The organism is Salipaludibacillus neizhouensis (genome assembly GCF_002886185.1).
In the GTDB taxonomy this organism is placed as follows: domain Bacteria; phylum Bacillota; class Bacilli; order Bacillales; family Salisediminibacteriaceae; genus Salipaludibacillus; species Salipaludibacillus neizhouensis.
Window position 1 is genome coordinate 2,741,496 of sequence record NZ_KZ614146.1, and the last position, 26,474, is coordinate 2,767,969.

The 26,474-nt window shown below is 37.3% G+C and carries 22 protein-coding genes and 1 pseudogene; 13 read left to right on the top strand and 10 right to left on the bottom strand.

Annotation, left to right across the window (positions count from 1 at the left end; all coding sequences use genetic code 11):
• Window positions 1-1,087: 1,087 nt before the first annotated feature.
• Complete coding sequence (gene yiaA / locus CEF18_RS13030; RefSeq protein ID WP_110936880.1) at window positions 1,088-1,543, top strand: inner membrane protein YiaA; 456 nt, start codon at window positions 1,088-1,090, stop codon at window positions 1,541-1,543.
• Between the two features lie 66 nt (window positions 1,544-1,609).
• On the opposite strand, the pseudogene CEF18_RS27190 reads toward yiaA, so the two are convergent.
• The 4 genes and pseudogenes from CEF18_RS27190 to CEF18_RS13055 form a co-directional block, all read right to left on the bottom strand.
• A pseudogene (locus CEF18_RS27190) lies at window positions 1,610-1,829 on the bottom strand (IS3 family transposase).
• A gap of 3 nt (window positions 1,830-1,832) precedes the next feature.
• A complete protein-coding gene (locus CEF18_RS13045) occupies window positions 1,833-2,474 on the bottom strand; it encodes an IS3 family transposase (protein ID WP_110936882.1) in 642 nt (213 codons plus the stop codon).
• The gene (locus CEF18_RS13050; RefSeq protein ID WP_110936883.1) at window positions 2,438-3,001 is read right to left on the bottom strand and encodes a helix-turn-helix domain-containing protein; all 564 of its coding nucleotides are present in this window, start codon (window positions 2,999-3,001) and stop codon (window positions 2,438-2,440) included. The genes CEF18_RS13045 and CEF18_RS13050 overlap by 37 nt, the downstream gene beginning before the upstream one ends.
• A 57-nt stretch (window positions 3,002-3,058) precedes the next feature.
• The gene (locus CEF18_RS13055) at window positions 3,059-3,343 is read right to left on the bottom strand and encodes a DUF2651 family protein (protein WP_110936884.1); all 285 of its coding nucleotides are present in this window, start codon (window positions 3,341-3,343) and stop codon (window positions 3,059-3,061) included.
• Window positions 3,344-3,626: 283 nt separating this feature from the next.
• Between CEF18_RS13055 and CEF18_RS13060 the strand changes: the two genes are divergently transcribed.
• On the top strand, window positions 3,627-5,321 hold the full coding sequence (locus CEF18_RS13060; RefSeq protein WP_110936885.1) for a M3 family oligoendopeptidase: 1,695 nt from the start codon (window positions 3,627-3,629) through the stop codon (window positions 5,319-5,321).
• A gap of 76 nt (window positions 5,322-5,397) precedes the next feature.
• Here CEF18_RS13060 and CEF18_RS13065 read toward each other — a convergent pair whose 3' ends face one another.
• Together CEF18_RS13065 and CEF18_RS13070 are read right to left on the bottom strand one after the other, a co-directional pair.
• Window positions 5,398-6,381, bottom strand: a complete 984-nt coding sequence (locus CEF18_RS13065; RefSeq protein ID WP_110936886.1) for an aldo/keto reductase — start codon at window positions 6,379-6,381, stop codon at window positions 5,398-5,400.
• A gap of 59 nt (window positions 6,382-6,440) precedes the next feature.
• Window positions 6,441-6,749, bottom strand: a complete 309-nt coding sequence (locus CEF18_RS13070) for a hypothetical protein (protein WP_110936887.1) — start codon at window positions 6,747-6,749, stop codon at window positions 6,441-6,443.
• Between the two features lie 474 nt (window positions 6,750-7,223).
• Between CEF18_RS13070 and CEF18_RS13075 the strand changes: the two genes are divergently transcribed.
• The 3 genes from CEF18_RS13075 to pgeF all read left to right on the top strand — a co-directional run bounded on the left by CEF18_RS13075 (window position 7,224) and on the right by pgeF (window position 9,797).
• On the top strand, window positions 7,224-8,441 hold the full coding sequence (locus tag CEF18_RS13075; RefSeq protein WP_310793591.1) for an MFS transporter: 1,218 nt from the start codon (window positions 7,224-7,226) through the stop codon (window positions 8,439-8,441).
• A 283-nt stretch (window positions 8,442-8,724) separates the two neighbouring features.
• Window positions 8,725-8,916 carry a hypothetical protein gene (locus CEF18_RS13080; protein ID WP_110936888.1) on the top strand — a complete coding sequence of 64 codons (192 nt, stop codon included), beginning with the start codon at window positions 8,725-8,727 and terminating at the stop codon, window positions 8,914-8,916.
• A 56-nt stretch (window positions 8,917-8,972) separates the two neighbouring features.
• Window positions 8,973-9,797 (top strand): peptidoglycan editing factor PgeF, encoded by an 825-nt coding sequence (pgeF, locus tag CEF18_RS13085; protein ID WP_110936889.1) that lies wholly within the window; start codon window positions 8,973-8,975, stop codon window positions 9,795-9,797.
• Window positions 9,798-10,018: 221 nt separating this feature from the next.
• Here the strand turns inward: pgeF and CEF18_RS13090 are convergent, their stop codons facing one another.
• Window positions 10,019-11,437, bottom strand: a complete 1,419-nt coding sequence (locus CEF18_RS13090; protein WP_407690397.1) for a SpoVR family protein — start codon at window positions 11,435-11,437, stop codon at window positions 10,019-10,021.
• Between the two features lie 326 nt (window positions 11,438-11,763).
• Here CEF18_RS13090 and ilvE point away from each other — a divergent pair, with 326 nt between their 5' ends.
• The 8 genes from ilvE to CEF18_RS13135 all read left to right on the top strand — a co-directional run bounded on the left by ilvE (window position 11,764) and on the right by CEF18_RS13135 (window position 21,963).
• On the top strand, window positions 11,764-12,672 hold the full coding sequence (gene ilvE / locus CEF18_RS13095) for a branched-chain-amino-acid transaminase (RefSeq protein WP_110936891.1): 909 nt from the start codon (window positions 11,764-11,766) through the stop codon (window positions 12,670-12,672).
• Window positions 12,673-13,055: 383 nt separating this feature from the next.
• Entirely contained in the window at window positions 13,056-14,780 is a 1,725-nt protein-coding gene (gene ilvB / locus CEF18_RS13100) for a biosynthetic-type acetolactate synthase large subunit (protein WP_110936892.1), read from the top strand.
• On the top strand, window positions 14,777-15,298 hold the full coding sequence (ilvN, locus tag CEF18_RS13105) for an acetolactate synthase small subunit (protein ID WP_110936893.1): 522 nt from the start codon (window positions 14,777-14,779) through the stop codon (window positions 15,296-15,298). The genes ilvB and ilvN overlap by 4 nt, the downstream gene beginning before the upstream one ends.
• Before the next feature lie 64 nt (window positions 15,299-15,362).
• Window positions 15,363-16,388 carry a ketol-acid reductoisomerase gene (ilvC, locus tag CEF18_RS13110; RefSeq protein WP_110936894.1) on the top strand — a complete coding sequence of 342 codons (1,026 nt, stop codon included), beginning with the start codon at window positions 15,363-15,365 and terminating at the stop codon, window positions 16,386-16,388.
• Between the two features lie 418 nt (window positions 16,389-16,806).
• Complete coding sequence (gene leuB, locus CEF18_RS13120; RefSeq protein WP_110936896.1) at window positions 16,807-17,883, top strand: 3-isopropylmalate dehydrogenase; 1,077 nt, start codon at window positions 16,807-16,809, stop codon at window positions 17,881-17,883.
• A gap of 64 nt (window positions 17,884-17,947) precedes the next feature.
• Complete coding sequence (leuC, locus tag CEF18_RS13125; RefSeq protein WP_110936897.1) at window positions 17,948-19,363, top strand: 3-isopropylmalate dehydratase large subunit; 1,416 nt, start codon at window positions 17,948-17,950, stop codon at window positions 19,361-19,363.
• A gap of 58 nt (window positions 19,364-19,421) precedes the next feature.
• Window positions 19,422-20,009, top strand: a complete 588-nt coding sequence (leuD, locus tag CEF18_RS13130) for a 3-isopropylmalate dehydratase small subunit (RefSeq protein ID WP_110936898.1) — start codon at window positions 19,422-19,424, stop codon at window positions 20,007-20,009.
• A gap of 409 nt (window positions 20,010-20,418) precedes the next feature.
• Window positions 20,419-21,963 (top strand): peptide chain release factor 3, encoded by a 1,545-nt coding sequence (locus tag CEF18_RS13135; protein WP_110936899.1) that lies wholly within the window; start codon window positions 20,419-20,421, stop codon window positions 21,961-21,963.
• A gap of 473 nt (window positions 21,964-22,436) precedes the next feature.
• Here CEF18_RS13135 and CEF18_RS13140 read toward each other — a convergent pair whose 3' ends face one another.
• From CEF18_RS13140 to CEF18_RS13150, 3 genes are all read right to left on the bottom strand, one after another.
• Window positions 22,437-22,637 (bottom strand): aspartyl-phosphate phosphatase Spo0E family protein, encoded by a 201-nt coding sequence (locus CEF18_RS13140; protein ID WP_223292299.1) that lies wholly within the window; start codon window positions 22,635-22,637, stop codon window positions 22,437-22,439.
• A gap of 257 nt (window positions 22,638-22,894) precedes the next feature.
• A complete protein-coding gene (locus CEF18_RS13145) occupies window positions 22,895-24,628 on the bottom strand; it encodes a phospho-sugar mutase (RefSeq protein ID WP_110936900.1) in 1,734 nt (577 codons plus the stop codon).
• An 86-nt stretch (window positions 24,629-24,714) separates the two neighbouring features.
• Entirely contained in the window at window positions 24,715-26,370 is a 1,656-nt protein-coding gene (locus tag CEF18_RS13150; protein WP_110936901.1) for a glycerol-3-phosphate dehydrogenase/oxidase, read from the bottom strand.
• Between the last annotated feature and the right edge of the window lie 104 nt (window positions 26,371-26,474).

A 26,474-nucleotide genomic window follows, 5' to 3' on the forward strand; every position in this document is an offset into this window, starting at 1 on the left:
ATATTCCCCTTTCCTACGATGGTGCTCGAATTCGCTTTAGGCAGACGCTTGTCGGCGACTATCTTTAGCCTAGGATCGCACCCACAGATAAAGCAAGCGGTAATTCTTCCAAACAACCTTCCATGATAACCCCACACGCATAAAGAGAAGCTTGCCTTTGATACATAATAGATAGTGGCAAAAGATTAAGCACTATTTAAGAAAAGAAGCTACGCGATTTTCTGATTTTATTATGATTAATATTTCATAAAGATATCCAATGATTCGATAGCTCTCTTCAAAATCCTCGCTTTATTATTTCACCGCATTAACTTCTATTTTTTGGTAGACGTATTTTCTAAAGTATACTATTCTTATTAGAATGAACAAACTTTGAATGAAGTTTCTCCATGTCAAATTTCCACCAAGAAAAATTAAGTTTCAAGATCCTATTTCTGTTGAGCAATCGTTTAAAGATTTACTTAAAGAAGAGATTGAAACAATCAAAGAAATGGAAACCTGGTTGGAACAGCATTCATAGATCAAAAACTATATTGAAGAGGGTCTCACTGATCACTACATAGACTTTCAGTGTCAAAGTGATTCAGAAACAGCAAAAAAATCTTTTGAATATGACCAGAAAATAATTGAACCCTTAGTTAAAAAATACGAAGCTTTATTGGATGAGAAATTTCTCACTTCTCACTTTATTACCGCGAGTTTTTTTAAAGTGAAATAAATGCAAAAGAGTTATTCCGAGTAAATAATATTGCATTAGAAATTGAGGAAGATCGTCTTATTACTCATTATTTCGAACACACAGGAAGCCTTACAGTTGATTGGAATGGAAAGGAAAAAACTCTTATTCTCAAATTTAGAGAAAGCCGGAAGGTATACGTCCGAAAACTTACAAAAGAGCTATTTGAGCAAATCTCGGAGTCCTACGAGGTGTCAGGGATTGACTCCATCAAGTTTTGTTGCCACAGGAACACTCGGTATTAATGAGTTTAATCAGCGACATTCGTTGAAGATAATTATCAAGGATTTAGAAGAGACGGCAGTACTTCTTAGTTAAACATGAGACAGGAGAAAGGAGGTGAAAGGACCTATGCTTGATAACGATGACGGATCACAGATACCCGCCCCTAAATTAAAAGAAGAACGAAAGATCGGTGAACCAACATCCGCCTTTAAAGGCGCGTCTTGGGGTGCTTTGGTTGTTGGAATGTCCGCGTACTTCATAGGATTGTTTAACGCGACAATGGAACTCAATGAAAAAGGCTATTATCTTGCGGTGTTATTATTAGGGCTTTACTCTGCGGTGTCATTGCAAAAAGCGGTACGAGATAAAGATGAAGGTTTACCTGTGACGGGTATTTATTATGGGATTAGTTGGTTTGCGTTAGTTTCGTCGATTGCCCTTATGGGGATTGGGTTGTTTAATGCCGGAAGTATTATTTTGAGTGAAAAAGGTTTTTACGGGATGGCGTTTGTCCTTAGTTTGTTCGCTGTGGTAACGGTTCAGAAGAACATACGTGATGAGCAAGAGGCGAAAGATGCCTAAGCAGGATGTCTAAAACAAGAAAACAGACCGTTGATTAGGTGGCTACCCCCAAAAGTTAGAGTTTTTTTATGCAGCTGATTGGCTGGATTGAGTTCGGTATTCTACTGGACTCAATCCGGCCAATTTTATTTTTGATCGTTCATTGTTATACCACGATATATTCTTCTATCCGTCTTTTTAATTCTTCATAGCTTACTAATTTTTCCCCATAATACATTTCTTGTTTTAAGATGCCAAAGAAATTTTCCATTGAAGCGTTGTCTGCGCAGGTTGCTTTACGTGACATGCTTTAGAATACTTTATTTTCTTTTAATGTCCTCACCCATTGATTGTGCTGGTAATGCCAACCTTGATCAGAATGAATGGTAGCGCGATAAGTTGCATGATTCTTTATTATCTGTAGCGCCCTTGTTAAAGGTTCTATGACATGATCTAGTGTTGGACGTTTCCTGATTTCAAACGCAATTACTTCTCCGTTATAAAGGTCAAGAATTGGATTTAAATATAACTTCTCTTCGCCTAGACATTTGAATTCTGTAATGTCGGTTACTAACTTTTGAAGAGGGATAGGTGTGCTAAAGCGGCGGGACAATCGGTTTATCGCTACTTTTCCTACGTTTCCCTTATATGAATTGTATTTACGGGATTTCCGCATAAATTTCACACATTTTAACCCTAGTTCCAGCATAATGCGATACACTTTTTTATGGTTGATAGAATGTCCTAATTTGTTTAATTCTCTTGTGACACGTTTATAACCATAGCGTTCATGAAACTGCTTAAATAGGCTTGTAATCAGTTTTTTTAGTTCTGTATCTGAGTCTTCTTGTCCAAAGTTTTTCACATGATAGTGATAGGTTGCTTCAAGAATACCTACAACAATGAATATATTTTTTAATCGGAATCCTCTTTCTTTGAGTTCGAATGCCACTTTTGCCTGTGCTTTTCGTGGAAGGCATTTGGATTCTCCCGAAAAGCTTTCAACTTTTTTAGGTAAGCATTTTCTAGTCTTAGTAGTTCATTCTCACGTTCTAATTCTTCTTCACGTGTTAACTTTGTCTCTTCCTTATTCTTGGATTTAGTTGGTTTCTTAGACATAGAAGGTCGCCCCTTTGATATTGGTTTCAGGCCTTCTATCCCTCGTTCATTAAATGTTTTCATCCAACGATAAATTAAGGAAGGATTGTTCAATCTAAATTGATCAGCAGTTTCCTGATAAGAAGCACCTGTCTCTAGTATAAATTGTATCGTATCTAATTTAAATTGAACAGAGTACCCTTCCTGCATCTTTCTTCGTTTTAATCCATCCATGCCCTGTGTTTTATAGGATCTCACCCAATTTTTTAATGGGGTGGAACTGGGTATATTATATTTTTTTGACAACGATTTGTATCCAAGATTCCCATACAAATACTCGGTGACGAGCTTCATTTTAAATTCTTCACTATATTTGGCCATAAAAACACCCCCGAAAGTTAGATTTTCTACTCTAACTTTCGGGGGTCGGTATCTAGTCTAATTTTGCTTGCTTTTCTGCTTCAGAACGGACACTACTCCCCAAGAAATCACTAATGAGATTACAGGGAAAATAATATTCCAAGATGTGTAACTAATTTCGAGTTCGTCATAATAGTGTTTCATATACCAAGTTTCATATAAAAGATTCAATAACAATGTTATCAAAGGTGCAACAAATACCTTTTTAGCAAGAATAGATACTAATAGCCCTAATCCAATTACTATAAGCGGAACAATGAACAACTGCATGAGAAAAGGATCTATTGACTCAATAAATTCCATAACATTCCTCCTCACTATTTATCAGAATTATATCATTGTAAATATTATCCTTGTTTATTCAAAAATCAACAATCTTTTAGAAAACATCCTTTAAGAAAAGAAGCTACGTGATTTTCTGATTTTATTATGATAAATAATTCTTAAAGGTATCCAATGATTCGATAGCTCTATTCAAAATCTTTGCTTTATTATTTCGCTGCAATAATTTCTATTTTTTGGTAGACGTATTTTCTAAAATCTACTATGCTTATTAGGATGAACATACTTTGAAGGAGGTTTCTCCATGTCAACTTTTTACCAAGAAAAATTAAATTTTCAAGATCCAACTTCTGTTGAGCAATCTTATAAAAATTTACTTAATGAAGATATTGAAACAGTGAAAGAAATGGAGGCCTGGTTGAAACAGCATTCACAGATCCAAAACTATATTGAAGAAGGTCTCACTGGACACTACATAGACTTTCAATGTCAAAGTGATTCAGAAACAGCAAAAAAAGCTTTTGAATATGACCAGCAAGTAATTGAACCCTTAGTCAAAAAATACGAAGCATTATTGGATGAGAAATTTCTATCTTCTCCAATTAAAAACCAACTTGATCCACTGTATTACCGAGAGTTTTTGAAAAGTAAAATGAATGCAAAAGAATTATTTCGAGAAAGTAACATCGCATTAGAAATTGAAGAAGATCGTCTTACTACTCATTATTTCGAACATACAGGAAGTCTCACAGTTGATTGGAATGGAGAGGAGAAAACTCTTAGTGAAATCTCAACTTATTTAGAGGATTCTAACCGGAAAATACGAAAAAAAGCAATGACGTTGACTGTAGAGGCATTTATTTCTAAAGAAACAGAATTGCAAAACATAATGAGCGATCTAATCGAACTTCGACACAGAAAAGCAGAAAATGCCGACCTTCCTAATTATCGCGATTATATGTTCAAAAAGTATGAACGTTTTGATTATACTCCTGAGGATTGCACAAATCTCGCAGTTGCTATCCAAAAGCATGTAACCCCCTTAAATAAAAGACTTCAACGAGAGCATCAAAAAGAATTGGGAGTTGACGTATATAGACCATGGGATCGAAAAGGCGTTTCTAATGAACAGAAACCTCTTCAGCCATTTCATAATCGTAATGAACTTGTAGAGAAAACTACACAGATATTTTCAAATTTAGAACCCCGCTTTGCGGAGTTAATTACTACAATGGATAAACACGGGATGCTTGATTTAACAACTCGGAAGGGAAAATCACCAGGAGGATTCTGTGCACCTCTTCCTGTATCTGAGCTTTCTTTTATTTTTATGAACGCTTCAAAAACACACGATGATATGACTACGTTGTTGCATGAAATGGGCCACTGTATTCATAATGATTTAACAAAAGATCTTCCTCTTAGTAAATACCGTGATACTCCAATGGAATCTGCTGAACTTGCTAGTATGACCATGGAGTTACTAACGATGGATCAATGGCATTTATTTTACGATGATCAGGAAGATCTTAGACGAGCAAAAAAAGACCATTTAACTGGGATCGTTGGATTTTTACCATTTGGAATGGTCGTTGATCAATTTCAACATTGGTTGTATGAGAATCCAAATCATACTCCTGCAGAAAGAAAAATGAAGTTTAAAGAACTTCAGTTCCAAATAGATTCAAGCATTGTTGATTGGACAGGATACGAGGAATGGTCTGAAATAACGTGGCTTCGAATTCTTCATATTTTTGAAGTCCCATTTTATTTTGTAGAATACGTCATTGCGCAATTAGGTGCTTTGCAAATGTATAAACAATATCGAACTAATCCGGAAAAAACGTTAGAAAACTACAAGCAGGCATTATCATTGGGAGCTTCTAAATCTCTGTCGGAAGTTTATAAAGCTGCCGGTATTCGTTTTGACTTTTCAGAAGAAATGATTAAAAACTTAATGGAGTTTGTAGAAGAAGAATTGGAAGCGTTGAATGACTAAGAAAAACGCATAGCATCTTTTGTTAAATAGCGATGTCTCAAAAGGTCAAAATACACCTTTTGAGACATCCTTTTTACTAGTAAGCACCTCGAATATGCGCATGAACATTTTTTTCATAAAATGACTGGATTTCCGTTAATTCTTTCGGCGAATACTTTTTCGTAGAGATTGCTTTCAAGTTATTCTCAACTTGTTTGACGTTCTTGAAGCCTGGTATTACAGAGGATACAGCATGATGCTCCAATACCCATTTCAGCGCAGCCTGAGACATACTTTCTCTTCCTTTTGCAATCCATGATAGCTGTTCACTTAATTCCACACCTTTTTCAAATGGAAGTCCAGCAAAAGTCTCTCCCACATTGAACTGCTGACCATCACGGTTAAAATCTCGATGATCATCCTTTTCAAATTGATGATCACTCGAAAACTTTCCTGTCAAAAGGCCGCTTGCTAGTGGAACCCGCGCTAAAATCCCGACACCCTTTTCGATAGCTTGAGGAAAAAGCTCGGTAACAGGTTTTTGTCGAAACATATTAAAGATGACTTGAAGTGCACGGACATTTTTATATTCCATACTGAGAAGTCCTTCTTCAACCGTCTCTACACTTACACCATAATGACGAATTTTACCTTCAGCCTGTAATTTATCAAGTACTTCAAATACTTTACCATCCTTAAGAATTTCAATTGGCGGGCAGTGAATTTGGTATAAATCTAGCCGCTCCCTTTTTAATCTTCTCAATGTATTTTCTAAATAATTGCGCACAGATTCTTCCGAGTAGGTTTTAGGATCATGGATATCACCAGCACGGCAAAACTTACTCGCTATATGGATACTGTCTTCTTTTCCTTTTGTTGCCTTAGCCAATAACTGCTCACTGTGACCGTCACCGTAGACATCTGCTGTATCTAGGAAATTAACTCCTTGATCGATGGCATACTCCAAGCCCTTTAGTGCTTCTTTATCATCGGTTCCCCCCCATGAACCACCGATAGCCCATGTTCCAAAGCTTAATTCACTAATCTTTAAATCTGTATTTCCAAGTCTGCGATAATTCATTCTTATCCCCCTTTAAAATTTCCTTGTAGATCATTATAACGTGAATGAAGGCGTTAACACTACTTTAATTTATCTTGTCTCTCTTGTTCTTTTTCTTTAAAGATTCGTATAAACTCTGTTGGATCCTCTTTGACACTATAAGAAAATACACCCTGGGAAGTATGAATATACAACATCGCATCTCCCCCGCTCATTTCTCTAAATGATATATCAAATACCCTCTCTATCGGGAATTGATGGTGTTTTGTTGCCAATTTATCTTCGTATAGATACATTCTCCGCTCATACTCCACATTCTTCTGTTGAATACTGTTAATCTCCCTTATTACTTTTATATAAGGGTGGCTTGCTACAAAATTATTTTCCACATTTCCATTCCTTTCTTTTGATACCTATTATTCCAATACGTAAATCAATTATTATATGTTTCAAGCATAACAAAAAGAACCTTAAAGCTATATATAAAGGACTTATAGAGGATGTTCAAAAAGGAAGTTTGTTTTTCCTTTTTGAACATCCTCAAAGCAATGGGCGAAGCTGCTGCATTGCTTAAGCCTGGTCTGAGTGATTTTTCAGAACAGGCGAGTAGCATGTGTAACCATTGCATGGAAAGAAATTTGAAGATGCGATGTCCGCGAAAGCGTCCACCTGTAATGAATTCGATTTTCCCCGTTTGATTTTAACAACAATCTCTATATACCCTTTCCATATATAAGAAACTCTTTAGATTTCCTAAATATTTGATAGAATAGATATCAGACAATGAATAATCTCATCATGAGGAAGGATTCGCCTATGAAAAAATCTGTATCAAAACCTATTAAGCCCGATTTTTATTATGGTTGGTATATAGTCATCATTGGTGCCATGAGTTTATTTTTTCTGGACCAGGCCAAACATATTCTAATGCAGTATTTATAGATTATTATATTCTTGACTTTGGCTGGGAACGTTCGTTAGTATCCGGCATCTACTCCTCGGCAACACTAGCAGCTGGATTTTTATTATTCCTTGTCGGTTCCAGTATTGACAGATTCGGTCAACGAACGGTCTCGTTAACTGTTAGTATCTTGCTTGCAGCAGCTTGCTTTTGGAATAGTATCGTAGTTAATCCGTGGATGTTATTCATCGGTTTTTTCCTAATTCGGTTACTCGGTCAAGGTTCTATGACACTTGTTCCAAACACTCTCATCCCACAATGGTTTATTGAAAAAAGAGGCCGTGCATTCAGTATTATGATGCTCGGTGGATTTTTAAGCTCTACTCTCTTTCCTCCGTTTAATGCTTGGCTGATTACTAGTTTCGGTTGGGAAACTGCTTGGAGAATTTTAGGTGTGCTTATTCTTTTTCTTTTTGTTCCTGTAGCTTATTTTTTCATGAAAAATAAACCTGAAGAAATCGGGTTATTACCTGATAATAAAAAACCATCTACTGATGAAGAAGAAGAAAAATTAAAACGTGATTTAGATGTTTCATGGACACTGAAAGAAGCAATGAGAACAAAACAATTTTGGCTGATTTTGCTCTGTGTAGGTATTCCTTCGATGGTTAACACCGGTCTTACTTTCCATCTCATATCTATATTAGGTGGAAGTGGTCTTAGTACAACTGCCGCTGCATTTATTTTAAGTCTCATGGCAATGGTCGGTTTTCCAGTCACTATGATGGCTGGATTCGTATTAGAAAAAGTAAAAGTTCATTATATGTTTGCTTTTGTTTTCTTTGGCCAATTTATATTTATTATTACCCTGTACTTTACAGAGTCATTCATGATGGCAGTAATTTTTGGATTAATATGGGGGTTTGTTGGCGGAATGGAGAGAATAGTCATTTCGGTTATTTTTCCAGATTATTTCGGCAGAAGATACATAGGCAGCATCAAAGGAGTAGCAACAACAGTTACAGTATGTGCTTCTGCTTTTGGTCCTTTACCATTCGGAATAGCTTATGATTTATTTGGCGGATATCAAGAAATTCTACTTTTAACCTTGATTTTTCCTGCTCTCGGCCTCACGGCAAGCCTGCTTTCACCCAAACCTCATAAAAATATTACTGCCTAACCCTTGGCTAATCATATTTTAGTGAGGTAATAACTTACTTTTTTGAAACACCGTTAAAAGAGGTTTTTTTTCCTATTCACTGCTATAATGTCTTTATAGAGTTTGTTCAAAAGGTATGTGCAATGGCTACACACGCTGCATGCCTGTTCTGAGAAAACCGCTCAGAACAGGCTTAAGACAATGCAGCAGCTTCGCTCATTGCTTAGAGGATGTTCAAAAAGGTAAAAAAACTACCTTTTTGAACATCCTCTATAGTAAATTATAGAGAAAGGCAGGGGTAAACATGGACCTATTTACTGTTCCCGACCCTTCAGATAGTGGAATGGGATACGCGTATATCTTTATGATATTTGTATTAATTGCAGCTTCTTTCACTGTGTATAAACTAAAGAAGTTTAATAAAACAAAGCAAGAAGCCGAATCTCCTAAAGCTTATGATATGTATGAATCTAATAAAAAAGATAAGAACAGCTAGTTCTCTGCGACCATAGTATAGAAGGAATATACATTGAAAGTATCGAGGTGTTCTTCATGACTGAAGTTTTTAAAACGACAGCTGGTCCAATTATGCCATTATCCAATTGGCAGGACAAAAACCCAGCTTTGGTTGCTGGATTCACAACAAAATCCGGCGGCACAAGTAAAGGTTGTTTTGATTCAAATAATTTAGGGCTACATGTAGATGACAAAGCGGACACAGTTGCTCTAAATCGAAAAATCCTAGCTGATAAGCTAGGATTTCCTTTGACTTCTTGGGCTTGCGCTGAGCAAACACACCAGGATCATATTGTTAAAATCACTCCTGAATTAACTGGCTACGGTGCCTTGGAATACAAAGAGAGCATAAAAGGGACAGATGCTTTTTATACAAAAGAAACGAACGTCTTACTTACGCTATGCTACGCTGACTGTGTCCCGCTATATTTCTATTCTGCTGAACAGGCCATGGTTGGCATTGCACATGCTGGATGGAAGGGAACTGTCAAGAACATAGGTGGTAAAATGATCGAACTTTGGCAGATCACTGAAGATGTCATACCTGCTGAGGTGAAAGTTACCATTGGTCCCTCAATAGGTGAATGTTGTTACAGAGTGGACCAACCAGTTATTGAACAAGTGAAAGAGGCTTTACAACCTTGTTCATTTAAAGATAAATTTTATGAAGAAATTAGCGCAGGACAATTCTCATTAGATTTAAAAGGGATTAATAGACAACTCCTCCTTCAAGCTGGAGTATTAGAAGAAAACATTCAAACATCAACATACTGCACAAGTTGTGAAAAGGACTTATTCTACTCACACCGACGTGACCAGGGAAAGACTGGAAGAATGTTAAGTTATATTGGTTTTAAATAAAGCCAGTTTCCTTAAACGTTAATGTTTATATTTGAAAAATAGAAGTCTCAAAAGGTCAATAAGAAAAACGGCATAGCCGTCTTTTATTAAATACAGCGTGATCTTTTTAGCCACCCTCACTTAAGTATCAAGGGAAACCCACCCTTGATACTTAAGTGAGGGTGGCTGTCATTTTACATTTTCTTATCTAATTTTGAGACTTCCTTTTATCACTCTTTTATTTATACATACCTTTTTTGAACCTTATTCCCATCAAAACTAAAAGCAATATTCCGATCGGAAATCACTGTTTCTATATGAACGTTTCTTCCCCAAAGCTGATATAAATACGGAAGAGTTTTCTCTAAATACTTCGTATCCAGTTCCACCCCTTCGTATTCATGAGTTAAATAAAGCTCTCCACCTTTTAAATAATCTCCATCCTTAACACTAATAAATGGAAATCCTCCATTAACACGACTTTCAATGAGAGAATCCCTTACTTCAGTCCAGGATTTATCAGTAATTTTATATTCTCTTCCTTGTTTCTGAAACAGATACATATCTTCTCGCCCAACTAAATCTTTCGTTAAATAATTTCTTACAAAAGAAATATCAGATTCAATCTCCCTTACTTCAAACATTTTCTCTCTTCCACTATTTGGAAGAATCCCTTGAAGTTCTCGCATCTCTTGACTGGGGTTATTATATCTCTCTTCAATATCCTCAAACATTTTAAGACCAAGATAGTAAGGATTTATTTGGGTTTTTGAAGGCTGTACAACACCAGCATTCAGCTTAGCAAATTCTATCGCCTCACCTGATGTTAAATCAAGTTCTCGGATAATTCGTTGATGCCAATAAGAAGCCCAACCTTCATTCATGATTTTCGTTTCAAGTTGTGGCCAAAAATAAAGCATTTCTTCTCTCATCATTGTTAAGATATCTCGCTGCCATTCTTCCAACTCTTTACTATAATGCTCAATAAATAACAAAATATCTTTTTCAGGCTCTGGTGGAAATTGTTTCTTTTTCTTAAAATCAATTTTCTTATCCTGTTCCTCTTCTGTTATTTTCCATAAATCATCGTAGGGACCAGTTGCTTTCTTTACTTCCTCCTGTTCTTCCAACCAAATATCGTCTTTTGACCATCTGAGTTTAGGACGTTGCAAGCTCGGATCAATATGTTCTTGAATAGCCATGACAGCATCTAAAAACTTTTCTACTTCCTCACGGCCATGTAACATTTCATATGCGGAAATTCTTTCCGCAGTAGCAGTCATACTTTCCACCATATCTTTTCTGGTATTCGAGAATCTCACATTATTTTTAAAGAAATCACAGTGTGCTAATACATGGGCAATAATAAGTTTATTTTGAATGAGAGAATTCGTATCAAGTAAAAATGCGTAACATGGATTAGAGTTAATTACTAACTCGTATATTTTACTTAACCCTAAATCATATTGCAGTTTCATCTTATGGAATTGCTTTCCGAAACTCCAATGCCCGAACCTTGTTGGCATTCCATATGCTCCAAACGTGTAGATAATATCAGCAGGGCAAATTTCATACCTCATTGGATAAAAGTCCAAGCCAAAACCTTCCGCAATTTCAGTGATTTCATCAATTGCTTTTAATAATTCCTTATCCTGTTTCATACTGATTCCCCCTCCTCTCTTTCTAATAACATATGAAACAGCCTAAGCTTTGATGAAAAGAAACTCTAAGCTATTGATAATGTAAGCGCTATATAAAAATTTACAATCCAACACTTTTTTAATCCAGTTGTCCCAATAATGAGACTGCTATCGCTTTCTTCGCAATTGATTAATTTGAAATGTTAGAATTTTTAACAAATAGCTGTTGACCTTCTTTCTAAATGGTTGTATGATTGGCTCCAATATCATATTTATTAGCGATAAGTGCATCCTAATTTATATGAACTGAATTTAGAAACATTTTTCAAGGAAAGGAGTGAATCGGTATGAGCAGCCAATGGATTTTTCTTGCAGGCGAATTCGTGAAAAAAGAAGATGCCGTCGTTTCTGTGTATGATCACGGTTTTTTATACGGCGATGGAGTATTCGAAGGTATTCGTGTTTACAGTGGTAATGTTTTTAAATTAGATGAACACTTACAACGACTCTATGAATCCGCACAATCTATCATGTTAAACATCCCATATGATAAGGAGGAGTTAGAGCAAATTATTGTAAATACCATCAGGAAAAATGAATTAGAAACTGCTTATATCCGAGTTGTTGTCTCACGCGGACCGGGAAATTTAGGTTTGGATCCTGCATCCTGTTCGCAACCTAAAGTAATAGTAATAGCTGAGGCACTCACTCTTTTCCCGAAGGAATTATATCAAAGAGGTTTAAGGCTTGGTTCTGTGTCAACTCGACGTAATCGACCAGACGTCTTAAGTCCGCAAGTGAAGTCATTGAATTATTTAAACAATATTCTCGTAAAACTAGAAGCGAATCAAGCTGGCGTTGATGAAGCGTTAATGTTAAATGATCAAGGCTATGTTACAGAAGGTTCAGCTGATAATATATTTATCATCAAAAACAACACGATCTTCACTCCCCCGGTTTACTTAGGGGCTTTAGAGGGAATTACAAGAAATGCCATCATAGACCTCGCAAAAACAAATGGGTATGTGATGAAAGAGTCTCCCTTCACTCGCCATGATGTCTATGTTGCTGATGAAGTCTTTCTAACAGGTACAGCAGTAGAAGTAATCGCGGTAGTCGAAGTTGATGGCCGGAAAATTAATAACGGTGAGCCGGGCAATATTACGAATCACTTATTGTCTGAATTCAGAAAAATTGTTACTATAGATGGTGTAGCTTGCTATAACGCTACTCAAAATAAAGCAATTGTAAGTTAAAACTTCATTATTAAAAAGCGATGAAGGGAAAAAAGGTTTAAGGGTCTGTATTTACAGAGAGCCGGGGTTGCTGGAAGCCCGGAATTACAGCTTAATCCGACATCATCCTTGAGTGTTATGCTGAACGAGAATTCTCCATTAGGCGTAATCAGGTGTCTTAAATACACCTGTTATCAAAAAAAGCACCTCTTTCTCAAGAAGTGCTTTATGAGACAATATCTGTAAAGGTATTGTAAATTCGGGTGGTACCGTGAAAAGTAAAGGTCTTTTCTCCCCGCAACTGTAGTAGTCTACTGATGTAGCTACGACCATTGTGGGAAGAATAGGCTTTTTTCTAATGATATAGACTAAATTGCAACATTTAAATTAGGAGGGATGACAAGGTGAAAGTAGACGCAAAGACAGAAGCTAAGCCAGTTACAACACAACAGACAGGTGCAGATGTTTTAGTACAGTCATTACTTGACCAAGGAGTTGACACAATATTTGGTTATCCAGGCGGAGCAGTTCTTCCAATATACGATGCATTGTATCGTTCAGACGGTGATTTTCAACACATTCTAACTCGCCATGAACAAGGAGCTATCCACGCAGCAGAAGGGTATGCTCGAGTATCCGGTAAACCAGGAGTAGTACTCGTTACTTCTGGACCTGGGGCTACAAACGTTGTAACAGGAATTGCAGATGCTATGATGGATTCTTTGCCGCTAGTTGTCATTACAGGACAGGTTACAACAGCAGTAACAGGAACAGATGCCTTTCAAGAAGCAGATATTATGGGAATTACAACACCTATTACGAAGCATAACTATCAAGTGTTATCTAGTTATGATCTTCCAAGAATAATGAAAGAAGCTTTTCATATTGCTTCTACCGGAAGACCAGGACCTGTTGTTGTAGATATCCCTAAAGACATTTCAGCAAATCCATGTTTTGAAACGGACCAATCTGAATTTTATCTTCCAGGCTATCAACCAACGATAAAACCAAATCCTTTGCAAATCAAAAAGCTTACAGAAGCATTGAAGAAAGCAAAGAAACCTTTAATTTTATCAGGAGCAGGCGTACTTCACGGAAAAGCAACAGAAACACTTGTTGACATCGTCAATGAATTTTCAATACCGGTAACATCAACTCTATTAGGACTAGGCGCATTTCCTGGTGATCATGAATTGTTTCTAGGAATGGCAGGAATGCACGGAACCTATACGTCTAATATTGCAATCTCTGACTGTGATCTGCTTATCAATGTAGGAGCCAGATTTGATGATCGTCTTACAGGGAACTTACAACACTTTGCTCCCAAGGCGACCATTGCTCACATTGATATAGATCCTGCGGAAATCGGTAAAAACGTACCCACTCATATTCCAATCGTTGCAGACTCAAATGCTGCCCTTCTAGAGTTGAAACGTCAACTTAAAGAGGGACCGGATCATAAAGATTGGTTGGATGAATTAGCAAATAATAAAAAAGACTTTCCTCTTTGGTTCAACAATCCGGATAGCAAGATGATCCCACAATGGCTCATCAGAACTATTCATGATACAACGGACGGTAATGCGATTGTTACGACTGACGTAGGCCAGCATCAAATGTGGGCAGCTCAGTACTATCCATTTTCAAAACCAAACCGATGGGTAACTTCAGGTGGACTTGGAACAATGGGCTTCGGTTTCCCTGCTGCTATTGGGGCACAATTAGCTTTTCCTGATGAACCGGTTATCGCAATTGTTGGTGATGGTGGTTTCCAAATGACTCTTCAAGAGCTATCCGTTTTGCAGGAAAGAAACTTACCTGTAAAAATCATTATTGTTAACAATGGTGCTCTCGGAATGGTTAGACAATGGCAAGAATCTTTCTATGATAAGCGATATTCTGAATCGCTAATGAGTGTTCAACCAGATTTCGTGATGCTCGCAAATAGTTACAGCGTTCGTGGAATGAAAATTGAAACACAAGCAGAATTCATGAAGGTATTTCCGGAAGTCATGGCTTATGATGGTCCAGTTCTCATGGACTGTCGTGTTCTTCAGGAAGAAAATGTTTTCCCAATGATTGCTCCAGGAAAAGGGATCCATGAAATGATAGGGGTGAAACCAAGGTGAAAAGAATTATAACTGCAGTCGTTCAAAACAGAAGTGGAGTTTTAAATCGGGTAACTGGCTTGATGCACAAACGTCAGTTCAATATTGAAAGCATTTCTGTCGGCAGAACTGAAACGGAAGGAATGTCAAAAATGACGTTTGTCGTTGACGTACCCGACTATCAAAAACTCGAGCAATTAACAAAGCAATTAAACAAACAAATTGATGTAATTAAAGTAACAGACCTTTCAGATAAGGCGATCGTCGCCAGAGAGCTTGCTCTCGTTAAAGTGGTAAGTAATCCTCAGGTCAGAAGTGAAATTCAAGGTATAATAGAGCCATTCCGGGCTTCTGTTATTGATGTAAGTAAAGATAGTCTTTCTCTTCAAGTTACCGGGAAAACGGAAAAGATCGAAGCATTTATTGATCTTCTTCGCCCCTATGGTATAAAAGAGATCGCCCGGACCGGGATTACAGCATTCCCTCGAGGGCATCAACCACAAGTGACGGACCTGACGTCATTTTCAGTATTAAATTAAACAATGTGCTAAGCAATACTTTTTCAACCAAATATAAAACTCGAAATCGGAAGGATGTATTCAAATGACAAAAGTACTTTACAACAACAATATTCAAGATGAGGTATTAAAAAATAAGAAGATCGGTATCATCGGTTATGGTTCACAAGGCCACGCTCACGCACTAAATTTAAAAGAAAGTGGCTTTGATGTAGTAGTTGGTCTTCGAAAAGGTAAGTCTTGGGATAAGGCTGTGGAAGATGGTGTTCAAGTAGAGACAGTTGCTGAAGCAACAAAGCAGGCGGATCTTGTTATGGTTCTTCTACCTGATGAGCTTCAACCTAAAATTTATGAGGAGAGCATTAAGCCAAATCTTGAAGCTGGAAACATTCTAGCTTTTGCTCATGGATTTAACATTCACTTCAGTCAAATTGTTCCTCCTGCTAATGTAGATGTATTTCTAGTTGCTCCAAAAGGACCAGGACATCTCGTTCGCAGAACATTTGAAGAAGGTGCTGGCGTACCTGCTCTTTACGGTATTTACCAAGATTATTCAGGTCAAGCAACTGAGCTTGCTCTTGCATACGCTAAAGGTGTCGGCGCTGGTCGTGCTGGAATTCTTGAAACTACATTCCAAGAAGAAACAGAAACAGATCTTTTTGGAGAGCAAGCTGTATTGTGTGGAGGGATCACTAGTCTTATCAAAGCTGGATTTGAGACATTAACGGAAGCTGGCTACCAACCTGAAGTTGCCTATTTTGAGTGTTTACACGAGACGAAGTTAATTGTAGACCTTCTTTATGAAGGAGGATTAGAGACAATGAGAGACTCTATCTCTGACACGGCTAAATGGGGAGATTTCGTTTCAGGTCCACGTGTAGTAAATGCTGATACGAAAGCAAGAATGAAAGATGTATTAACTGATATTCAAGATGGTACTTTTGCTAAAGGCTGGATTTTAGAAAACCAAGCAAATCGTCCACAATTTAATGCAATCAATGCACGAGAAAATAATCATCAAATTGAAACAGTTGGTCGTGAGCTTCGTGAGTTAATGCCATTTGTTAAAAAGGCTGCAAATAAGAAAAAAGACGGAGTACCAAATAGCTAATTTGTCATTTTTAAAAGTACTAAACAAAATTTAGAATCGTGGAGGCAGGGAGATCCTGCCTCCATGATTCTAAATACTATTAATTATCTTAGAGAAATTGCAAGAAAAAGTGAGAGGTTTATCCGTTTTGGGATTGGCTCGAGCCAATCCCCTATTTGATATCGCTTGGAAACACTTGCAACGAAGCCATTCCAAGACTCCACATTTTTCTTGCCACTTCTCAAAAAAATTCATCCCAATACAGTACAACAACTTCAAACCTCCTCTCTGCTACGATTGTTCTAGTTGATGTAGAATCCACCAACATTGAAACAGCCTACACAGAGCAAGGAAGTCTAAAAGCTATTTAATAATACACTAGATGATATAATTCTATTATAGAAACATAGCTTAACTACTAATTAAGGAGGGATCTATTGTGAACAAAAAAATTGTTCTTCTTCCTGGAGACGGAATTGGTCCAGAAGTCATTCAGTCAGCCCAAGCAGTTTTAGAAGCCATCTCAGAAGAATTTAAACATACATTTACATTCGAAACACATTCTATTGGTGGTAATGCCATAGATGAGTATGATACTCCCCTCCCGGATGAAACAACAAAAGCCTGTCATCAAGCAGATGCTGTTCTTTTGGGAGCTGTCGGAGGCCCAAAATGGGATCAAAATCCTTCCCACCTGCGTCCGGAAAAAGGATTGCTTGGTATTCGTAAAGCCTTAGACCTTTTTGCAAACCTTAGACCTATTCAAGGATTTGACAACTTGCTTCATGCTTCTCCTTTGAAGGAAGAAGTTGTGAAGGGCAGTGACCTGCTGATCGTTCGTGAACTGACTGGAGGTCTCTATTTTGGAACTCCTAGTGAACGTCGAAATAATGGACAGTCTGTTGTAGATACACTGGCTTATGACCGTTCTGAAATTGAAAGAATCGTCGAAAAAGCTTTTGAATCAGCACAAATTCGCCGAAAACATCTTACATCGGTTGATAAAGCAAACGTCTTGGAATCTAGCAAATTATGGCGTGAAGTAGTGGAAGAGAAAAAAGCAAACTATCCTGAAGTCACGGTTGAACACATGCTAGTCGATAATGCAGCCATGAAATTAATTACAGATCCTAAGCATTTTGATGTCATTGTCACTGAAAATATGTTCGGAGATATTTTAAGTGATGAAGCATCTGTTTTAACTGGCTCTCTAGGGATGTTACCTTCTGCCAGTATGCGAAGTGATGATTTTGGCCTGTATGAACCTGTACATGGCTCTGCACCGGATATAGCGGGTCTTGGAATCGCTAATCCGTTAGCAATGATATTATCCACTGCCCTAATGCTAAGACACTCCTTCCATTTGGAAAATGAAGCTGTTTTAGTAGAAAAAGCTGTCGAAGATGTCCTTGACAGAAAGTTCCACACAGCTGACTTGTCTGTCATAAACGGACAAAAAGTTGGAACCGAAAAAATGACGAACCTTGTTGTTGACTATATTAAGAAAAATGCATAGCGATAAGTGCAGCGAATAGTATCAAGAATTAATACTAGTAATTTACTTGCGAGGAGTGAAAAAAGTGGAGAATCCAAAAACAATTATCGATAAAATTTGGGATAAACATCTCGTTCATCAAGAAGATAATAAACCAGACCTAATTTATATTGATTTGCAGCTTGTACATGAGGTAACTTCGCCTCAGGCTTTCGAAGGTCTCCGTATGAAGGGGAGAAAAGTACGCCGCCCCGATCGTACTTTTGCTACAATGGACCATAATGTACCAACAATCGCGAGGCACATAATCAACGATCCTGTATCAAAAATTCAAATGGAAACTCTGGAAAAAAACTGTAAGGAATTTAGTGTTCCGTTAGCAGATATTAATCATCCTGATCAAGGAATAGTCCATGTTATTGGACCTGAATTAGGTCTTACACAGCCTGGAAAAACAATTGTTTGTGGAGACAGTCATACCTCTACTCATGGAGCGTTTGGAGCACTTGCCTTCGGTATAGGTACCAGTGAAGTTGAACATGTTCTAGCTACACAAACTTTATGGCAAGCCCCACCAAAGTCCATGAAAGTAAAAGTAAATGGTAGATTAAGTCCTGCAGTTACAGCAAAAGACTTAATTCTAGCAATCATAGCTAAATTTGGTGTTCGCTTCGGTACTGGGTACGTTTTAGAATACACTGGCGAAGCGATTCGAAATCTTTCTATGGAAGAACGAATGACGATTTGTAATATGTCTATTGAAGCCGGTGCAAGAGCAGGTCTGATTAGTCCAGATGAAACAACCTTTAATTATTTAAAGGGCCGTCGACATGTTCCTAAGAATGAGGAATTCGATGCTGCTGTGCAGTCTTGGAAGGCACTAGCTACCGATGAGGGTGCTAGCTATGATGCACAAGTAGAAATTGATGCAGACGAAGTGGAACCTCAAGTTACATGGGGCACAAATCCTGCTATGTGTATTCCCGTTAGTGGACTAATTCCTAATCCTAATTCAGCAAAAACAGATGCGTCTAAAGAGGAAATTGAACGTGCTTTAGACTATATGGGTCTTGAGGCAGATCAGCCAATTGCTTCTGTCCATATTGATCATGTTTTTATTGGCTCCTGTACAAATTCCAGAATCAGCGATCTTCGTAAAGCTGCCAAAATAATCGAGGGAAAGAAAGTACATCCTAAGGTTCACGCGATGGTTGTTCCTGGTTCTCAAACAGTAAAAATTAAAGCGGAAGAAGAAGGCTTAGATAAAATCTTTTTGGAAGCAGGATTCGAATGGAGAGAAGCAGGTTGCAGTATGTGTTTAGCTATGAATGATGACATCGTACCTCCAGGTGAACGTTGTGCTTCTACTTCTAATCGTAATTTTGAAGGGCGTCAAGGAAATGGTGCGAGAACACATTTAGTAGGCCCTGAAATGGCTGCTGCTGCTGCAATAGAAGGTCATTTTGTAGATGTTCGAAATTTATTAGCTACATCTGTTTAAAATAAGTACTAACCTTAGAATATAATAGAGCCAACCTAAGGAAAAGGAGTTAGTGAGTATGGAACCCTTTAAAGAACATAAAGGATTAGTTTATCCTTTGAATCGATCAAATATTGACACGGATCAAATTATCCCAAAACAATTTTTAAAACGTATTGAGCGCCAAGGATTCGGTCAATTTCTATTTTATAATTGGAGATTTGACGATGATGGAAACCCTCGCGAGGATTTCTCACTAAACGATCCCAAGTATGATGGAGCTTCCATCCTTGTCTCAGGTGAGAATTTTGGCTGTGGATCTTCTCGTGAGCATGCTCCCTGGGCTATCCAAGATTATGGATTCAAGGTGGTCATTGCTTCTAGTTTTGCAGACATTTTTTACAGTAACTGTTCTAAAAATGGCATTCTTCCTATCCAATTATCCGAACAAGAAATCTCTAACATAGTCTCTAATGCGGAGTCTACAAATTATTATCTTACCGTAGATTTGGAAAATCAAGTCGTCAGTGATAGTGAAGGATTTAAAGCCACTTTTGAACTTGTAAATTATTTACGGGAAATGTTATTAAAAGGTTGGGATGAGATTGCTGTAACTCTTAGTCATTCCGATAAAATTACGTCCTTTGAAGAACAATCACATTCTTAATTTTATAGTGGCGTGTTGAAAAGTCTTTTGGACTTTCAACACGCTATTTATATGTGGAAATATAATGGCTATAGAAGTATACACTTCTCCCCCACCTTCAGTATGTCAAAAATGCTGTTTTCGCATAACATTAATTAAGCTGTTCTGCTTCTCCTCTTGGCTTTAGACACAATTTTAGTTATAATTAAATATTGGAGAGTTAATAAATTATACATTTTTGCTAGAAACATTCGCATTCAAACTCAATAGTGGTGTTTCGTATAAGACTACTTGAGCAGCGACATAATCGCTAAAAGTTTCTACGGTGAATATTCATAGCAGTTTAATTATTGTTTTCGCGTGAACCATACACTTATATCACCTATTTGCTAATACAAAATGAGTTTTAAATAGAGAGGATTATGTATATATGTCTACTGAAACACCAAGACGAACATTTGCCATTATCTCCCACCCGGATGCTGGGAAAACAACTCTAACTGAAAAGGTACTTCTACTAGGTGGCGGAATTAGAAGCGCCGGTACTGTAAAAGGAAAAAAATCAGGAAAGTTTGCGACATCCGACTGGATGGATATTGAAAAACAACGAGGTATTTCCGTTACCTCCAGCGTTATGCAGCTTTTGTATGACAATAAGCAAATTAACATTCTGGATACACCTGGTCACCAAGACTTCAGTGAGGATACTTATCGAACGCTAACAGCTGTAGATACTGCAGTGATGGTTATCGACAGCGTTAAAGGGATAGAAGCCCAGACACTCAAATTATTCAAGGTGTGCCGTATGAGAGGCATTCCAATCCTTACATTTATTAATAAGTTAGACCGAGAAGGAAAAGAGCCATTAGACTTACTAGCGGAGATTGAGGAAGTATTAGAGATGGAGACTTTCCCTATGAACTGGCCAATTGGCACTGGGAAACGATTGAAAGGAATATACAGTATTCCGGATGAAACAGTGGAAATGTACAATGAAGACCATGACCGTATTATTAAACCTTATAAGGACGTAACTACATTAGAAGATTATGAGAGAGAAAACCTTGAAGGTGAGATTTCATTACTTGAGGAAGCTGGAAATGAATTTACGATAGAAAAAGTCCGAAATGGTTCATTAACACCCGTTTTTTTCGGAAGTGCATTATCTAATTTTGGTGTTCAATCTTTTCTAGATCAATTTGTAAAGCTAGCGGCAGAACCTCAGGCTAGAAAAGCATCTGGTGATTTTATACCACCATCCAGCCCTCATTTCTCGGGTTTTGTTTTTAAAATCCAAGCAAATATGAACCCTAATCACAGGGATCGCATTGCATTTTTAAGAGTGTGTTCTGGCTCCTTTGAACGAGGGATGGAAGTAACCCTATCACGTTCAGGCAAAAAAATGAAATTAAATCAATCTCATTCTTTTTTCGCTTCAGATCGTGAAACGGTAGAAAAGGCCTTACCTGGAGATATTGTTGGTTTATATGATTCAGGTAATTTTGAAGTGGGAGATACAATCGTTGGTGGAGGTCCGAAAATCCAATACGAAGAAATGCCTCAATTCCCTCCAGAAAAATTCGCAAAAGTTACTGCGAAAAATGCTATGAAGCATAAGCAATACCATAAAGGAATGGAACAACTGGTTCAAGAAGGAACGATTCAGCTTTATAAAACACCTTATTTCGAAGATTACATTATCGGGGCTGTTGGTGAACTTCAATTCCAAGTTTTTGAGTACCGTATGAAACACGAGTACAAAGTAGACATTGATTTCATTCATATGACTCACGAACTGGCCAGATGGGTCACCAAAGGGAAGATCACAGATCAAATGACCGATAGCAGAAAAATGCTTGTGCATGATCAACAAGGAAGATCCGTCTTACTATTCGAAAATGAATTTGCTCTTCGCTGGTTCCAGGATAAAAATCCTGATATCTCCCTCTCAACTGGTTGGGAAATCCTCGAATAATTATGAGCCATTAACCCGATTTACGTTTGTTTTTAGCGCAACAAGGAGACTCCTCTCCTTGTTGTTACGGTTAAATGGCTTTATTTTTTTTTACATACTTTCTTTTACCCAGTCCATTACAATCACGGCATGAAATAACTTTCATTCTAAACAAAAGCTTTTTCTCAACACGTCCAGTACCTCTACATTTTTTACAAATATAAACTATGGCCATGCGAATTCACCGCTTTCTCTTGTTTATTTTATTATATACCCCCTGCCACAGTATTGATACATTAATAATCTATATTAACAGAATTTTCAGTATATGTTACAGTACTGGTAATTAAATTAGTTATAGCAAATAAAAAAACACCTATTAAGGTGTTTTCTCTCTCTTGAAAGTAAAGTCTTTTTAGAGGGAGGATTTATAGTCATTAATTTCATTTATTTCTATCGCTCATAGACTACAAAAGAAAGCCCGCTAGCAAATCTTAGTTTACAGAAGAAACCTTTGGACAGGAACACTTTTTACCAGACTGAATGACTCTTCGATATACATTCATTAAGTGGTCTAATTCCTGACTATAACGAATCGTTTCAGACGATGTAAAACCATGCTTATTTGCTGAAAGCATCATTAACTCACGTTTTAATTCCATTTGTGTTTTTAAAGAAGTTTTAAAGCACATCATTTTAATCGCCTCACCTTAAAATCGCAATCTACAACTTAATACTTGGAAGTTACTTACTAATTATACCATACCCAGTTTTAGGATTTCCAACCTTAATCTTTAATAATTTGAACAATTATTTACAATTATTCAAATAACAGATGAAAATTAGACAAAATACCACCATATTGCCCTTTAGAAAACGTGGTCCTAATCTATACGTTTTTTCCGTAAAAAAACTAGACATTCTATTAAGAATCCCTAGTTTTTTACATATTTTAAATAGCTTCTATTTTCACCAGTACTTCTTCTTTTAAACTTTCCAATTTGTTCATAGCATCTTTTTGAGAGGAACCTGTAACCCCAAAGTAACATTTAATTTTTGGTTCTGTACCAGATGGTCTTAAACAATACCATGATCCATCTGTCAATCTCATTTTCAGGACGTTCGACGAGGGAAGATGGATATCTTCTATTCTATCATTTTTCAAATAATACTTCTTGTTCGTCTGATAATCCTCTACGTTTTCCACATTGTCTGATAGGTTTCCTTGCTTACTATCATTCCGAAACTCTTCCATAATACGCTGAATCTTTTCAGCGCCTTCTTTTCCTTTGAAAACAAAAGAAGATAAGTCTTCAAAATAATAGCCGTATTTTTCATACATATTTAGCAAACCATCATAAACAGTCAAGTTCTGTTTTTTATAATATGCAGCTAACTCTGCAGAAACCAATGCTGCTTGAATGGCATCTTTATCTCTGACAAATGGCTTTATGAGATAACCAAAACTCTCTTCGTAACCAAATAAGAAGGTGAATTCTCCCGATGTTTCAAATTGGCGAATTTTTTCACCAATAAATTTAAATCCTGTCAAGACATCCAGAGTTTCTACTCCGTAAGAAGAGGCAATCGTTCTCCCTAATTCAGAGGTTACAATTGTTTTTATAACAGCCCCATTCTCAGGCAATTCATTTTTTTCTTGTTTTTTCATTAATAAGTAATCAAGCATCAACGCTCCCGTTTGGTTACCAGACAAGACTTGATAGTTTCCATCATGATCTTTGCAAGCGAGTCCTACCCTGTCTCCATCAGGATCTGTTGCAATAAGTATATCCGCGTTAACCTTTTCGCCTAAATTAATGGCTAGTTCAAATGCATCTTTTTCTTCAGGATTTGGAGAACGTACCGTTGAAAATTCTGTATCCGGCTTCGCTTGTTCCTCTACTACATGAATATTTTTAAAACCATTACTATCGAATGCTCTCATCATTGGTATTTGAGCGGCTCCATGCAATGGGGTAAAAACAATAGAAATATCTTTACCGATTTCGCGAACAATATTTCTATCTACTATGACAGAAGCCAACTCTTCGTCATAGGCATCATCTAGATCTTCTAACACCCATGTGAGTAAACCTTGCTCTTCTAATGTAGCAGAATCTGCTGTTTTCACTTCTAACTCGTCTTCTACTGCGTCTACCATAAATATAAGTCGATCTGCATCTTCTGGAACAAGCTGTCCACCATCATCACCGTATACTTTAAACCCATTGTATTCCGGCGGATTATGACTTGCAGTAATCATGACACCTGAATGAGTCTGAAGTTTTCTGACTGCAAACGATAATTCAGGTGTAGGTCGCAGCTCTTGAAATAAATAAGCATGAATGCCATTAGCCCCGAATGTGCAAGCCGTTTCTAAGGCGAATTCCTTAGACATCCGTCGGTTATCATGAGCGATAACAACTCCATTTTCACAAGCTGATTCTCCTGCTTGCTTAATAAAATCGGCCATGCCTTGTGCAGCTTTTCGTATCGTATAGATGTTCATCCGATTCGTTCCGGGACCAATTTCTCCACGCATCCCGCCTGTTCCAAATTCAAGGTTTTTATAGAAACTATCTTCTAAATACTTCTCATTATTTTGATAGCTTTCAAGTTCCCTTTTTGTGTTCTCGTCCAACCCTAGCTTTGATTTCCATTTTTCATACTTCATTTTCCAATCCATATATCATTTCCTCCTTATGGGCTTACGTACCTATCTTATTTATACGCATTTTTCCACTCGGAGTAAAGGGTAGATTTAAAGTGTTTTTAGCTTATTTTTACCGGATTTGTCGAATAGAAGATTTCATCGTCCAAAATCTTCTCATGTTTCTTTTTCTCTTCTTCCGTCCAATGAAAACGATCAGCCATATAGTCCAGAACACCAAGCTTTTTTTCACGGACAAAGGCAATATTGAAAAACAATGCACTCGTTCTGCGATTAAAGAAATCTATCGGTGATACCACCATTTCTTCCTCGATTCCATATACTAAAGAAGCAAAGACTCCTGCCGATAATTGATAGTGTTCCCCTTCATTGCCATGAGTTTCAATAATTTCAAAAACCCGCTTTACATTTGATCCATATAAAGAAGTTAATCTTTCTGCTTCTTCTGCAGATAATCCGATTTTTTTACCATTACTAATCCATTCCTTTTTAAATGCTTCGAAGTTCTGAGATCCGCCTGTTTCTCCTCCTGACAATACGATGGACGCCGTTTGACATGAATTTTTTCGTTTTAAGTCTTTCGAAACGATATCAACAATCCGCTCGGCCATTTTTCGATATCCGGTTAATTTTCCACCTGCTATCGATAAAAGACCTGAATTTGATTGGAAGATTTCATCTTTTCTAGAAATCTCAGAAGCACTTTTTCCTTCTTCATGTATGAGTGGTCGAAGTCCCGCCCAGTTCGATTCTACATCTTCTCGTATTAGTTTGATTGAGGGGAACATATCATTAGCAGCATCGATGATATAGTTTAAATCCTCTTCTGTCATCCGAGGAGAGGCAATGTCTTTCGCATAATGTGTATCTGTTGTTCCAACATAGGTTTTACCGCCCCTAGGAATTGCGAAAAGCATTCGACCATCATCTTTTGTATCAAAATAGACGGCTTGCTTTAACGGAAAGCGAGACTGATCAATGACTAGGTGAACACCTTTTGTTAAATATAAGTATTTACCCTGCTTAGAATTGTCTTTTTCTCTCAGTTCATCTACCCATGGCCCAGATGCGTTAACTACTTTTTTTGCATGAATCTCATAGGTTTTTCCGGAAATTAGATCTTCCACTTTTGCACCTATTACTTTTCCATTTTTATAAAGTAACGACTGAGCCTTTGTATAGTTAACAGCCTTGGTCCCTCTGTGAACCGCTTCTTTCATAATTTCGAGCGTCAGTCTCGCATCATCTGTTTTATATTCCACATAAACGCCTGCACCTTTAAGCTTATCCGTTCTAAGCAAAGGTTCACGTTTCATTGCTTCTTTTTTGCTTAGCATGTTTCTTCGTTCTTTTCGTTTCACACCAGCTAAATAATCATAGACTTTCAAACCGAGGGAACTTGCCAATTTACCAAAAGTTCCTCCTTGTATGATCGGAAGCATCATCCACTCTGGATTCGTCACATGCGGAGCATTCTCATAGACAATCGCTCGTTCTTTTCCTACCTCAGAAACGATTTTAAATTCAAATTGTTTTAAATATCTTAATCCCCCGTGCACCAATTTCGTTGACCGACTAGACGTTCCAGCCGCAAAATCTTGCATTTCAACTAATCCAGTTGTTAATCCTCTATCTATCGCATCAAGTGCAATTCCTGCACCTGTAATTCCCCCTCCTATAACAAGCAAATCTACTTCTTTTGCTTGCAATTCATCTAAATACACTTTTCGCTGTAATGCAGAAAATGGTTTAACCATATTAGAACACCCTTCCTATTTGTAAAAAAATGTAATAAAAAAAGAGACTACAACAACTTATGCATTAAGAGTTTTCTCTCATGCGCAAGTGATGTAGTCTCTCC